The sequence below is a fragment of the Streptomyces antibioticus genome (genome assembly GCF_002019855.1).
GTDB lineage: Bacteria > Actinomycetota > Actinomycetes > Streptomycetales > Streptomycetaceae > Streptomyces > Streptomyces antibioticus_B.
The window spans coordinates 6,011,272-6,023,422 of record NZ_CM007717.1 but is presented as its reverse complement, the minus strand read 5'-3'; the positions used below and the strand labels follow the sequence as shown (position 1 = coordinate 6,023,422).

Here is a 12,151-nt window from a genome sequence, read left to right as displayed (position 1 = left end):
CGTCAGAGGAAGTACAGGCGGTTGAGGGAGACGGAGTCGGCCGGTTCGGAGCGCAGCAGCTCTCCGTCGAGGGTGACAAGGCCGGTGCGCCGGTCGACGTCGACCGCTCCGGTACGGGAGTTGAGGCGCAGATCGGCCGGGCCGATCCCGCGGGTGCCGCGCACGGCGACCCGGCGGCGGCGGGTCGGCATCCGGTCGTCGCCCCGGTCGAGCGCGGCCCGGGACACGAACGCCACGGAGAGATCGGCGGGGGTGGCGCCGTAGGACCCGAACTGCGGTCCCAGGACGAGGGGTTCGCAGGTGTCGGTGGCCGCGTTGGGGTCGCCCACCACGCCGTAGGCCGGGAAGCCGGACTTGAGCACCAACTGCGGTTTGGCGCCGAAGTATTCGGGGCGCCACAGCACGATGTCGGCGAGCTTGCCGGTCTCGATCGACCCGATCTCGTGCGCGAGTCCGTGCGCGATCGCGGGGTTGATCGTCAGTTTGGCGATGTACCGCAGGACGCGTTCGTTGTCGTGGTCCTCGGGCGCGCCGAACTCGGCCTTCATCTTCCCGGCCATGGCGAAGGTGCGGCGGACGGTCTCGCCCGCGCGGCCCATGCCCTGCGCGTCGGAGGAGGTGATGCCGATCGCGCCCAGGTCGTGCAGGACGTCCTCGGCGCCCATGGTGCCGGCGCGGATGCGGTCGCGGGCCATGGCGGCGTCGCCGGGCAGATCGGTCTTGAGGTCGTGGACGGAGACGATCATGCCGTAGTGCTCGGCGACGGCGTCCCGGCCGAAGGGCAGGGTGGGGTTGGTGGAGGAGCCGATGACGTTCGGGACCCCGGCCATCTTCAGCACGTTGGGCACATGACCGCCGCCGCAGCCCTCGATGTGGAAGGCGTGGATGGTCCGCCCCTCCAGCACCCGCAGGGTGTCCTCGACGGACAGGCACTCGTTCAACCCGTCGCTGTGCAGGGCCACTTGGACGTCGTGCTCCTCGGCGACCCGCAGGGCGGTGTCCAGGGCGCGGGTGTGGGCGCCCATGTCCTCGTGCACCTTGAACCCGGACGCGCCGCCTTCGGCGAGCGCCTCCACGAGCGGGGCCGGGTCGGAGGACGAACCCCGGGCCAGGAAGCCGATGTTGACGGGCCAGGCGTCGAAGGCGTTGAACGCGTGGCGCAGCGCCCAGGGCGAGTTGACGCCGACGCCCCACACCGGGCCGAACTCCTGCCCGATGACCGTGGTCACCCCGGAGGCGAGGGACGCCTCCATGATCCGCGGGGACAGCAGATGGACATGGGTGTCGACGGCCCCGGCGGTGGCGATCAGCCCCTCGCCGGAGACGATGGAGGTGCCGGTGCCCACCACGACGTCGACACCGTCGAGGGTGTCGGGGTTGCCGGCCCGGCCGATGGCGTGGATCCGCCCCTCGCGGATGCCGATGGACACCTTCCGCACGCCCAGCACGGCGTCGATCACGACGACATTGCTGATCACGACGTCACAGGTCTCGCGGACCGCGGCGGCCTTGAGGTGCAGTCCGTCCCGGGCGGTCTTGCCGAACCCCGCGAGGAACTCGTCGCCGGGCCGCTGGGAGTCGGACTCCACGCGGATCACCAGGCCCGAGTCACCGAGGCGGATCCGGTCGCCGGCCCGCGGGCCGTGGGTCGCGGCGTACTCGTGGGGGGTGAGACGGCGGGCCTCGGCGGGGTGGCCTCCGGGGCGGCTCATCGGTCGGCCTCCTGCTCAGGGGTTTCCGGTACGCCGAGATAGCCACAGGCGGCTGCGCGGCGCAGCGCCTCCGCGCGGGCGCCGGGCGCGTCCAGCGGTCCGTCGACGAGTCCGGCGAAGCCGACGGCGACACGGGCGCCGCCGATCGGCACCAGGCCGATCTCCAGCGACTCCCCCGGCCCGAACCGCACCGACGACCCGGCGGGGACGGCGAGCCGCATCCCGTAGGCGGCCGGACGGTCGAAGTCCAGGCGGGGGTTGGCCTCGAAGAAGTGGAAGTGGGAGGTGACGGAGACGGGCACGCCGGCGGTGTTGGTGACGGTCAGCCGGAGGGCGGGCTCGGGCTCGCCGGACCCGGCGTCCTCGCTCGTGTCCTCGGGCCGCGGGAGCAGTGCGCCGGGGGCCCGGTCGCCCAGGCCGCCCGCGATCGGGGCGGAGACGACCGCGAGCCGGGAGCCGTCGTCGAAGACGGCCTCGACATGGACCTCGGTGACGACGTCCGCGACACCGGGCAGGACGTCGTCCGGCCCGAGCACCGAGCGGGCGCGCTCGATCGCCTCGGCGAGCCGGGCGCCGTCGCGGGCGGCCTCGCAGACGGTGTCGGCGATGAGGGCGGTGGCCTCCGGCACGTTCAGCCGCAGGCCCCGGGCGCGGCGGGCGCGGGCCAGCTCGGCGGCGCCGAAGAGCAGCAGCCGGTCGCGTTCGGTGGGGGTCAGTCTCACGTCGCGGCACCTCCTTGCGTTCCCTGGGCTTAGAGCATCACTCTAAACGCGAGATTCATGCAAACGAAACGTTGACGGACCAACTTCGACTGCGTCACATTGAACGCCGCTCAAACATTCAGCCAGGCGGCCGTCGAAGGAGACCAGCCATGCCGATCGAACAGCACGGGGTCGACACCATCCCGGAGAGGGAACGGACCAGCGGGCCGAAGGACCTCGTCTCGATCCTGCTCGGCTCCAACCTCTGCCTCGGTGTGATCATCTTCGGCTGGCTGCCGCCGTCCTTCGGACTCGGCTGGTGGGCGTCGGTCTCCTCGGTCGTGGTGGGCACGCTCGTCGGCACCCTGTTCACCGCCCCGCTCGCCCTGGTCTCGCTGCGCACCGCGACCAACCTCTCCACCTCCTCCGGCGCCCAGTTCGGGGTGCGCGGACGGCTGGTCGGCTCGGTCGTGGGCCTGCTGCTCGCCCTCGGCTACACCGCCCTGACCGTGTGGATCGGCGGGGACGTGATGGTGAGCGTGCTCGGCCGGCTCTTCGGACTGGAGGCGAGCGGAGCGGCGTACGGGATCGTCTACGGGCTGCTCGCGGCGGCGACGGTGGCGGGCGCGGTGTACGGCTACCGGGTGCTGCTCGCCATGTCCCGGGTGCTGGCGGTCGGTATGACGGCGCTGCTGGTCGTCGGCGTGGTCGCGTACGCCCCGCACTTCACGACCGGGGCGCTGCCCGAGGCGGGCGGATATCTGCTCGACGGGTTCTGGCCGACGTGGCTGCTGGCGACGGTGGCCGCGGGACTGTCCGGGCCGGTCGCCTTCATCACCCTGCTGGGCGACTACACCCGTTACATCTCCCCCGCCCGGTACTCCTCCCGCCGGGTCCTGCACGCCACCTGGCTGGGCCTGACCGCCGGGCTGCTCGTCCCCCAGCTCTTCGGCACCTTCACGGCGTACGCGGCCCGGGCGGCGACAGACTACGCGGGCCCGCTGGTGGACGCGGCGCCCGGCTGGTACCTGGTGCCGCTGCTGCTCGCCGCCTCCGCGGGCTCGGTCGGCAACGCCGGTCTGATGCTCTACTCCATGGGCCTGGACCTGGACGCGATCCTGCCGCGCGCCTCCCGGGCGCGGGCCACGTACGCGGTCGCCGTCGTCGCCACGGCGTGTGTGTTCGTGGGGCACTACGCCTCGGACGCGCAGTCCGCCATGACGTCGTTCGTCCTGCTGCTGACGGCGATCGGCACCCCTTGGGCGGTCATCACCCTGATCGGCTTCGCCCGCTGCCGCGGGGTCTACGACGCCGACGCCCTCCAGGTCTTCAACCGCCGCTCCCGGGGCGGGATCTACTGGTACCGGTCCGGCTGGAACGTCCGCGCGACCGTCTCCTGGGCGCTGGGCGCCGCGGTCGGTCTGGCCGCCGTCTCCCTGCCGTCCCACGAGGGTCCGCTGCTGTCCCTGACGGGCGGGGTGGACTGCAGTTTCCTGCTGTCGGGCACGGTCGGCGGTCTGCTGTACCTCGCGCTGAGCCGGGGGACGGCACCGGCCGTGGCGGAGGGCGAGCCGGGGACGGCCGACCGGGGCGCCTCCCAGGAGAGCGCCCCGGTGTGAGCGGGGTCCCGGTGCGGGACGCTCCGGGTCAGCCGAGCGGGTGCATCCAGCCGTGGGTGTCGGCGGCCGTGCCGCGCTGGATGTCCAGCAGGGCCTGGCGCAGCCGCAGCGTGACCTCGCCGGGCTCGCCGCCGGACTGCTGCCACTCGGCGCCGGTGCGCTTGACCGTGCCGACCGGGGTGATCACGGCGGCGGTGCCGCAGGCGAAGACCTCGGTGAGGGAGCCGTCGGCGGAGTCGCGCTGCCACTGGTCGACGGAGATCCGGCCCTCCTCGGCCTCGTAGCCCAGGTCGCGGGCGACGGTGAGGAGGCTGTCGCGGGTGACGCCCTCCAGGATGGAGCCGGTCAGCGACGGGGTGATGATCTTGTTGCCGTACACGAAGTACAGGTTCATGCCGCCGAGTTCCTCGACCCAGGTGCGCTCGACCGCGTCGAGGTAGCAGACCTGGGCGCAGCCCTGCTCGGCGGCCTCGGCCTGGGCGAGGAGGGAGGCCGCGTAGTTGCCGCCGGTCTTGGCGTCGCCCATACCGCCGGGGACGGCGCGGACGTGGTCCTCGGAGACCCAGATGGAGACCGGCTTGACGCCGCCGGGGAAGTAGGCGCCGGCCGGGGAGGCGATCACCAGGAAGAGGTACTCGTTGGCCGGCTTCACACCGAGGCCGACCTCGGTCGCGATCATGAAGGGGCGCAGGTAGAGGGACTCCTCGCCGCCGTGCGCGGGCACCCAGTCCTTGTCCTGGGCGACCAGCGCGTCACAGGCCGCGATGAACGTCTCGACGGGCAGCTCGGGCATGGCGAGCCGGCGGGCGGACGCCTGGAAGCGCTTGGCGTTGCGGTCCGGGCGGAAGGTGGCGACCGAGCCGTCGGGGCGGCGGTACGCCTTCAGACCCTCGAAGATCTCCTGGGCGTAGTGCAGGACGGTGGTGGCCGGGTCCAGGGGGATCGGCGCGTACGGGACGAGCTGGCCGTCGTGCCAGCCGCGGCCCTCGGTCCACTTGATCGTCACCATGTGGTCGGTGAAGTGGCGGCCGAACCCGGGGTTCGCCAGGATCGCCTCCCGCTCGGCGGTGGCGAGGGGGCTGGCGGAGGGCTTGAGCTCGATCGTGGGCGTCGTCATGAGTGGTTGTCCTTCACCGGTTGTAGTGACGGGCCGCGCTCACGTCCACCCGGCCGGTGGCCTGTGCTAGGACGTCCGAGCATTCCCTCACTCCGCGGCTCCGCGTTCGATTATCGCAAGCGGGAACCGTGGAAGAAAACGGCGTGAATGCGACCCAGGGGATGATGGTGGCACCCGGCGGGGGACAGGGGAAAGCCGCCGGGTGCGGATGCGACCCGGCGGCTTCGAGGTGTGTGCGAGCGGCGCGGGTCAGCCGGCTACTCGTACGGCGAGCGCGTCGCCGATCTCGGACGTGCTGCGGGCGGGCTTGCCGGTGCGCTCCGCGAGGTCGGCGGAGACGGCCTCCTCGATTCGCGCGGCCTCGGCGTCGTAGCCCAGATGGCGCAGCAGGAGGGCGACGGACAGGACCGTGGCGGTCGGGTCGGCCTTGCCCTGGCCGGCGATGTCGGGCGCGGAGCCGTGCACGGGCTCGAACATCGACGGGAACTCGCCGGAGGGGTTGATGTTGCCGCTCGCGGCGACGCCGATGCCGCCGGAGACGGCCGCGGCGAGGTCGGTGATGATGTCGCCGAAGAGGTTGTCGGTGACGATCACGTCGAAGCGGGCGGGGTCGGTGACGAGGTAGATCGTCGCCGCGTCGACATGGATGTAGTCGGTGGTGACCTCGGGGAACTCCTCGGCCACCTTGTTGAAGACGTTGGTCCACAGGTGTCCGGCGAAGGTCAGCACGTTGTTCTTGTGGACGAGCGTGAGCTTCTTGCGCGGGCGGGCCTGGGCGCGGGCGAAGGCGTCGCGGACGACGCGCTCGACACCGAAGGCCGTGTTCACGGAGACCTCGGTGGCGACCTCGTGCTCGGTGCCCTTGCGGATGGTGCCGCCGTTGCCCGTGTAGGGGCCCTCGGTGCCCTCGCGGACCACGACGAAGTCGATGCTCGGCTCGCCGGCCAGCGGGGTGGCGACACCCGGCAGGAGCTTCGAGGGACGCAGGTTGACGTGGTGGTCGAAGGCGAAGCGGAGCTTGAGCAGGAAGCCGCGCTCCAGGACGCCGGAGGGGACCGACGGGTCGCCGATGGCGCCCAGCAGGATCGCGTCGTGCCGCTTGAGCGCGTCGAGGTCGGCGTCGGTGAGGGTCTCACCGGTGTCGTGGTACCGCTTGGCGCCGAAGTCGTACTGCTCGGTCTCCAGCTTCACATCCTGCGGAAGGACGGCGGAGAGGACCTTCAGACCTTCGGCCACGACCTCCTGGCCGATGCCGTCACCGGGAATCACTGCGAGATTGATGCTGCGAGACATGCGGGAACCCTACTCCTCGTCCCAGGTGATGACACGGACCGTCCGCCATACGGACGAGGAGGCGGGGTTCCGAGGCAGGCGGCCTACAGGTGGCCGGTCTCGCCGCCGTTGTCGCGGCGGTCGAGGGCGCGCTGGAGCGCGGCGGCGGCGTTCTTGCGGTCGGACTCGCTCGTACGGGAGGTGTGGCGGACTCGGCGGCGGACGGTCGTCTCGGCCATGGGAAATCGACTCCTTCGAAGACCAGGGAGTGCGGAAATGGGATTGCGAGACGCCGGTGGGCGGGGAGCACGGCCGCAGGGGTTGCCTGCACGGGTCGGCTCTCGACCGCCATTCGCTTGATCGAGCGAGACGTTCGGCTCCTACAAAACTAAGGGAGGAGCACGCGCCTGTCTCCACAGTTAGTCGGACTTCCTACTATCTGAGACGGGCACGGGAAACGGGCGCGGGAAAGGGCATGGGAAAGGGCCGGGCCCGTGAGGGGGCCCGGCCCTGCTCCCAGGGGGGGGGGGAGGACTGGGGGTACCGCGCAGGCGTCAGCCCATGTGCGGGTACGTGTAGTCGGTCGGGGCGACCAGCGTCTCCTTGATGGCGCGGGTCAGCGTCCAGCGCATCAGGTTCTGCGGGGCGCCGGCCTTGTCGTCGGTGCCGGAGGCGCGGCCGCCGCCGAAGGGCTGCTGGCCGACGACGGCACCGGTCGACTTGTCGTTGATGTAGAAGTTGCCGGCCGCGTAGCGCAGCTTCTCCATCGTGTACGCGGTCGCGGCACGGTCGTTGGAGATGACCGAGCCGGTCAGGGCGTAGTCGGACACCGACTCCATCTGGGTCAGCATCGCGTCGTAGGCGTCGTCCTCGTAGACGTGCACGGCGAGGATCGGGCCGAAGTACTCGGTGGTGAACACCTCGTTCTCCGGGTCGGTGCACTCGACGACCGTCGGACGGACGAACCAGCCGACCGAGTCGTCGTAGCTGCCGCCCGCGACGATCGTGCAGGTCGGGTCGGCCTTGGCGCGGTCGATGGCGGCCTTGTTCTTGGCGAAGGACCGCTCGTCGATGACGGCGCCGAGGAAGTGCGACAGGTCGGTGACGTCACCCATGGTGAGGCCGTCGATCTCGGCGGCGAACTCCTCCTTGAAGCCGGAGTTCCAGATCGACGCCGGGATGTAGGCGCGGGAGGTCGCCGAACACTTCTGGCCCTGGTACTCGAAGGCACCCCGGGTGAGGGCCGTCTTCAGGACCGCGCGGTCGGCGCTCGGGTGGGCGACGACGAAGTCCTTGCCGCCGGTCTCGCCGACCAGCCGCGGGTAGGAGCGGTACTTCTCGATGTTGTTGCCGACCGTCTTCCACAGGTACTGGAAGGTCTTGGTCGAGCCGGTGAAGTGGATGCCGGCCAGGTCGCGGTGTTCCAGGGCGACCTCGGAGACGGCGATGCCGTCGCCGGTGACGAGGTTGATGACGCCCTTGGGCAGCCCCGCCTCCTCCAGCAGCTCCATGAGAAGGACGGCCGCGTGGGTCTGGGTGGGGGACGGCTTCCAGACCACCACGTTGCCCATCAGGGCGGGGGCGGTCGGCAGGTTGGCGGCGATGGCGCTGAAGTTGAACGGCGTGATCGCGTAGACGAAGCCCTCGAGCGGGCGGTGGTCGAGGCGGTTCCACACGCCCGGCGAGTTGGCCGGGGGCTGCTCGGCCAGGATCTGGCGGGCGTAGTGGACGTTGAAGCGCCAGAAGTCGACCAGCTCGCAGGGGCTGTCGATCTCGGCCTGCTGGGCGGTCTTGGACTGGCCCAGCATGGTGGAGGCGGCGATGGTCTCGCGCCAGGGGCCGGCCAGCAGCTCGGCCGCGCGCAGGATGATCGCGGCGCGGTCGTCGAAGGACATCGCGCGCCAGGCCGGGGCGGCGGCGAGGGCGGCGTCGATCGCGTCCTGCGCGTCCTGGCGCGTGGCGTGCCGGCCGGTGCCGAGGACGGCCTGGTGGTTGTGCGGCTGGACCACCCGGAAGGGCTCGCCGCCGCCGAGCCGCTTCACGCCGCCGATGGTCATGGGCAGCTCGACCGGGTTGTCGGCCAGCTCCTTGAGCTTGGCCTCAAGCCGGGCACGCTCGGGCGAACCGGGGGCGTAGCCGTGCACCGGCTCGTTGACGGGGGTGGGGACCTGGGTCACAGCGTCCATGAGATCCGTAACTCCTTGACTTGAGCGGGTGGTTCGGGCTCAGCCCTTGGTGAGCATGCTGCGCGCGAAGAAGCGCAGGTTCGCCGGCTTCTCGGCGAGGCGGCGCATGAAGTAGCCGTACCAGTCGGTGCCGTAGGCGGTGTAGACGCGCATGCGGTGGCCCTCGGCGGCGAGCCGCAGGTGCTCCTCGCCGCGGATGCCGTACAGCATCTGGAACTCGTACTCGTCGAGCTTGCGGCCGGCCTTGCGGGCGAGTTCCTGGGCGATCGAGATCAGGCGCGGGTCGTGGGACCCGATCATCGGGTACCCCTCGCCCTCCATGAGGGTGCGCAGGATCCGGACGTACGCCTTGTCGATCTCGTGCTTCTGCTGGTAGGCGACCTCGGCGGGCTCCTTGTAGGCGCCCTTGACGAGCCGGACGCGGCTGGCGCTGTCGGCGAGGCGGCGGGCGTCGGCCTCGGTGCGGAAGAGGTACGCCTGGATGACGCAGCCGGTCTGCGGGAAGTCCTTCCGCAGCTCCTCGTGGATGGCGAACATCGAGTCGAGGGTGGTGTGGTCCTCGGCGTCGAGGGTGACGGTGGTGCCGATGGCGGCGGCGGCCTCGACGACCGGGCGGACGTTGGCGAGGGCCAGCTCGTGGCCGCCCTCCAGCGCCTGACCGAACATGGACAGCTTGACGGACATCTCGACCCGCTCGCCGAGGCCGAGGTCGCGCAGCCGGTCGATCAGCGTGAGGTAGGCGTCGCGGGCGGCGGCGGCCTGCTCGGGGGTGGTGATGTCCTCGCCGACGACGTCCATCGTCAGCTCCAGGCCGCGGCCGGTGAGGTCCTCGACGATCGGGACGATGTCGTCGACCGTCTCACCGGGGATGAACCGGTCGACGACCTGCTTGGTGACCGGAGCCGCCGAGATCAGGCGTCGCATCCGGTCGCTGCGCGACGCGGCGAGAATCACGGGACCCAGCACGGGGCACCTCCACATACCAACCCATACGAGGCCGACACCCGACGGTCCGGGAACGGCACGGAGAACCACCGTGAAACCTAAGGATCCCTCCGATCGTCGGCCATCGACACCTGTCACGCATCCGTGCCGCGGATCTCAGACATATGTATGAAGGCTCCCCGGGGATGGGAGAGAATGCCCCGGTGACGTCCGAACACAGGGGTGACTACCAGGAGCCGGTCGACGAGATCTCCGAGCTGCTCGGCGCCCCCGCGACCCTGGAGAACCGGGACTTCGAACTGATCGCGTTCGGCGCCTACGACAGTGAGGACGAGCTGGACGCGGCGGCGCTGGACCCGGTGCGCACCCGCTCGATCCTGACCCGGCGCTCCACGGCGGCGGTCCGCACCTGGTTCGAGGGCTTCGGCATCACCCGGGCGACCGGCCCGGTCCGGATCCCGCCCACCCCGGAGGCGGGCGTGTACCGGGGGCGGATCTGCCTCCCGGTACGCCATCGGGGGGTCGTCCTCGGGTACGTCTGGCTGCTGGACGACGATCCGGGGCCCTCGGACGCGCAGCTCGCGGCCGCGATGGAGGTCGCCGGGCGGATCGGCGCGCTGCTCGCGGACGAGGCGCAGCACGGGGCTGACCTCACCCGGGAGCTGCGGGCGGTGCTGACCGCGGGGGCCGACTGGCAGCGGGACATGGCGGTGGCCGAGCTGCGCACGGCGCTCGGGGTGCGCGCCGACGGCCCGCACACGGTGGTGTGCGTGGCGCCCTGGCCGTCGGCGGAGCCGGACGACGCGCCGTCCCTGCGCACGCTCCCGGGGGCGACGGCGCTGTGCGCGGTGCCGTGGGACACGGCGGGCCGGTGTCTGGCGGTGCTGGTGCGGCTGCGCGCCCCGGACGTGCCGACCGCGGCGGGAGCGGTGGCGCACCGGCTGCTGGAGCGGGCGCCGGGCGCGGCGGCGGGTGTCGCGGCCGGCCGGTCGGGCCTGACGGACCTGGGCACGGCCTGGCGTGAGGCGGCGGCCTCGGCACGGGCGGCGCTCGCGGAACCCCGTCTCGGCCCGGTGGCCCAGTGGGCGTCCATCGGCCCGTACCGCCTCCTCACGGCCCTCCCCCCGCAGTCCTCCCAAGACCCTTCGGTACGCCCCCTGTTGACCCCGGCCCACCGCGAACTCGCCCGCACCGCCGAGGTCTACCTCGACCGCGCGGGCCAGGCCGGCCGCACCGCCGCCGAACTGGGCATCCACCGCCAGACCTTGTACTACCGCCTGTCCCGCGTGGAACAGCTCACGGGCCTGGACCTGGACGAGGGCGAGGACCGCCTGCTGCTGCACATGGCGCTGAAGGCGGCGCGGCTGTCGGGTCCGGCCGGGGGCTGACCGTCGGGAGGGGGCGGCCCGGGGCCGTGGAGGCGCACACTGGGAGGCCAGGGGCTCGCCGCAGCCGGGGCGGGTCCGTCGACGGTTCCCGGTCCGGTCGTGCCGGCCAGGAGGTGCCATGTCCGTATCGTCGGCCCGGACCGGTGTGGCGTTGTGGCGTCGTGCCGTTCCGTTCCTCGGTCGGCGGCGGGTGCGGGCCGGTCCGGCCCGGCCGTCCCGCGAGGCCCAGGTGGGGGCGCTGCTCGCCGTGCTGGAGGAGGCCGTCGCTCTTCAGCGGTCGGCCGACGCTGCGGTGGCCGCGTGCGGTGAGCCCGGTGCCGTGGCCGGGCGGGTGGCCCGGGACTGCGGTGTCGCCGGTACGGCGATCCTGCATGTGCGGTCCCGGCTGCGGGAGTTGACGCTCACCGAACCGGATCTGCTGGAGGCGCGGGCCTACGCGGGGCGGCTGCTGGACTACGGGCAGTGGATGGTGCACCAGTCGGCGAACCTGGCCTTCACCGTGCGCCGGGACGCCCGTACGGAGGCCGCCCGGTGCCAGTTGAACGGCCTGGGACGGCCGGCCGACGATCTGCGACGGCTGCGCGACACCCTCACCGCACGGGAGGGCCGTCCGTGACGCCCTCGATGACCTGGCGCAGGCCCTCGGTGAGGGCGTCGGCGTCGGGTGCGGTCCTGGGGTCGAAGGTCCACTGGGCGATCAGGCCGAGCATCAGCGTCGTGTAGAAGCCGCCGAGGGTGTCGGCGGTGGCGTCCGTGACCTTCTCCTCGGGCACGCCCATGAGCAGGGAGACGAAACCGCGCGCGCCCTCCCGCTGGGCACGCGCCAACTCGTCGCGCACGCCCGGCAGTTGATCACCCATGACGACGATCTCCATGCTGAGCCGCCAGAGCGAGCCCGGCTCGCGCATGGTGGCGACCACGTTCGCCCAGACCGCCCGGAACCGCTCCAGGGAGCCGGGCTCCCCCGGCGCCTGCCCGGCCGCCTCCGCGTCGAAGGCGTCGGACAGCTCCTCCACCAGCGTCACGTATGCCTGCGCGAGCAGGGCGTCCTTGGAGCCGTAGTGGTAGCCGATCGAGGCGAGGTTGGTCCCCGACTCCTTCACGATGTCGCGCGCGGTCGTGCGCGCGAACCCCTTCTGAAGCAGGCAGCGCTTGGCGCCTTCGAGCAGATCCTCGCGGTGTCCCATGCGGGGCAGCGTACCCCAGGATCC

Annotated in this window: 11 protein-coding genes; 3 read left to right on the top strand and 8 right to left on the bottom strand. The window is 71.9% G+C overall.

Annotated features, from left to right (window positions below):
* Positions 1-2: 2 nt before the first annotated feature.
* Entirely contained in the window at positions 3-1,712 is a 1,710-nt protein-coding gene (locus AFM16_RS27395; RefSeq protein WP_078634925.1) for an urease subunit alpha, read from the bottom strand.
* Positions 1,709-2,434 carry an urease subunit gamma gene (gene ureA, locus AFM16_RS27390; RefSeq protein WP_078634924.1) on the bottom strand — a complete coding sequence of 242 codons (726 nt, stop codon included), beginning with the start codon at positions 2,432-2,434 and terminating at the stop codon, positions 1,709-1,711. Before ureA ends, AFM16_RS27395 begins: the two co-directional genes overlap by 4 nt.
* Positions 2,435-2,583: 149 nt before the next feature.
* Between ureA and AFM16_RS27385 the strand changes: the two genes are divergently transcribed.
* Positions 2,584-4,032: a cytosine permease gene (locus AFM16_RS27385; protein ID WP_078634923.1), complete on the top strand. Its 1,449-nt coding sequence runs from the start codon at positions 2,584-2,586 to the stop codon at positions 4,030-4,032.
* A 28-nt stretch (positions 4,033-4,060) separates the two neighbouring features.
* Here the strand turns inward: AFM16_RS27385 and AFM16_RS27380 are convergent, their stop codons facing one another.
* The 5 genes from AFM16_RS27380 to AFM16_RS27365 all read right to left on the bottom strand — a co-directional run bounded on the left by AFM16_RS27380 (position 4,061) and on the right by AFM16_RS27365 (position 9,573).
* Positions 4,061-5,149, bottom strand: a complete 1,089-nt coding sequence (locus AFM16_RS27380) for a branched-chain amino acid aminotransferase (protein ID WP_030793747.1) — start codon at positions 5,147-5,149, stop codon at positions 4,061-4,063.
* A 249-nt stretch (positions 5,150-5,398) separates the two neighbouring features.
* Positions 5,399-6,442, bottom strand: a complete 1,044-nt coding sequence (locus tag AFM16_RS27375) for a 3-isopropylmalate dehydrogenase (protein WP_030793744.1) — start codon at positions 6,440-6,442, stop codon at positions 5,399-5,401.
* 83 nt (positions 6,443-6,525) lie between these two features.
* Entirely contained in the window at positions 6,526-6,660 is a 135-nt protein-coding gene (locus tag AFM16_RS40205; protein ID WP_107419162.1) for a hypothetical protein, read from the bottom strand.
* A gap of 315 nt (positions 6,661-6,975) precedes the next feature.
* Positions 6,976-8,607: an L-glutamate gamma-semialdehyde dehydrogenase gene (gene pruA / locus AFM16_RS27370; protein WP_030793741.1), complete on the bottom strand. Its 1,632-nt coding sequence runs from the start codon at positions 8,605-8,607 to the stop codon at positions 6,976-6,978.
* A gap of 39 nt (positions 8,608-8,646) precedes the next feature.
* Positions 8,647-9,573: a proline dehydrogenase family protein gene (locus tag AFM16_RS27365; protein WP_078634922.1), complete on the bottom strand. Its 927-nt coding sequence runs from the start codon at positions 9,571-9,573 to the stop codon at positions 8,647-8,649.
* 143 nt (positions 9,574-9,716) lie between these two features.
* On the opposite strand from AFM16_RS27365, the gene AFM16_RS27360 reads away from it, so the two are divergent.
* Together AFM16_RS27360 and AFM16_RS27355 are read left to right on the top strand one after the other, a co-directional pair.
* Positions 9,717-10,940: a PucR family transcriptional regulator gene (locus AFM16_RS27360; RefSeq protein WP_078634921.1), complete on the top strand. Its 1,224-nt coding sequence runs from the start codon at positions 9,717-9,719 to the stop codon at positions 10,938-10,940.
* 118 nt (positions 10,941-11,058) lie between these two features.
* Positions 11,059-11,556: a hypothetical protein gene (locus AFM16_RS27355; protein ID WP_245177814.1), complete on the top strand. Its 498-nt coding sequence runs from the start codon at positions 11,059-11,061 to the stop codon at positions 11,554-11,556.
* On the opposite strand, the gene AFM16_RS27350 is transcribed toward AFM16_RS27355, so the two are convergent.
* A complete protein-coding gene (locus AFM16_RS27350; RefSeq protein ID WP_078634920.1) occupies positions 11,531-12,127 on the bottom strand; it encodes a TetR/AcrR family transcriptional regulator in 597 nt (198 codons plus the stop codon). The genes AFM16_RS27355 and AFM16_RS27350 overlap by 26 nt on opposite strands.
* Between the last annotated feature and the right edge of the window lie 24 nt (positions 12,128-12,151).

What these genes read in the sequence shown, in the direction of transcription:
- AFM16_RS27375 (WP_030793744.1), bottom strand. Translation starts at nt 6,442, where the DNA reads ATGTCTCGCAGCATCAATCTCGCAGTGATTCCCGGTGACGGCATCGGC.
- AFM16_RS40205 (WP_107419162.1), bottom strand. Translation starts at nt 6,660, where the DNA reads ATGGCCGAGACGACCGTCCGCCGCCGAGTCCGCCACACCTCCCGTACG.
- AFM16_RS27380 (WP_030793747.1), bottom strand. Translation starts at nt 5,149, where the DNA reads ATGACGACGCCCACGATCGAGCTCAAGCCCTCCGCCAGCCCCCTCGCC.
- AFM16_RS27360 (WP_078634921.1), top strand. Translation starts at nt 9,717, where the DNA reads ATGTATGAAGGCTCCCCGGGGATGGGAGAGAATGCCCCGGTGACGTCC.
- AFM16_RS27350 (WP_078634920.1), bottom strand. Translation starts at nt 12,127, where the DNA reads ATGGGACACCGCGAGGATCTGCTCGAAGGCGCCAAGCGCTGCCTGCTT.
- AFM16_RS27355 (WP_245177814.1), top strand. Translation starts at nt 11,059, where the DNA reads ATGTCCGTATCGTCGGCCCGGACCGGTGTGGCGTTGTGGCGTCGTGCC.
- pruA (WP_030793741.1), bottom strand. Translation starts at nt 8,607, where the DNA reads ATGGACGCTGTGACCCAGGTCCCCACCCCCGTCAACGAGCCGGTGCAC.
- AFM16_RS27395 (WP_078634925.1), bottom strand. Translation starts at nt 1,712, where the DNA reads ATGAGCCGCCCCGGAGGCCACCCCGCCGAGGCCCGCCGTCTCACCCCC.
- AFM16_RS27385 (WP_078634923.1), top strand. Translation starts at nt 2,584, where the DNA reads ATGCCGATCGAACAGCACGGGGTCGACACCATCCCGGAGAGGGAACGG.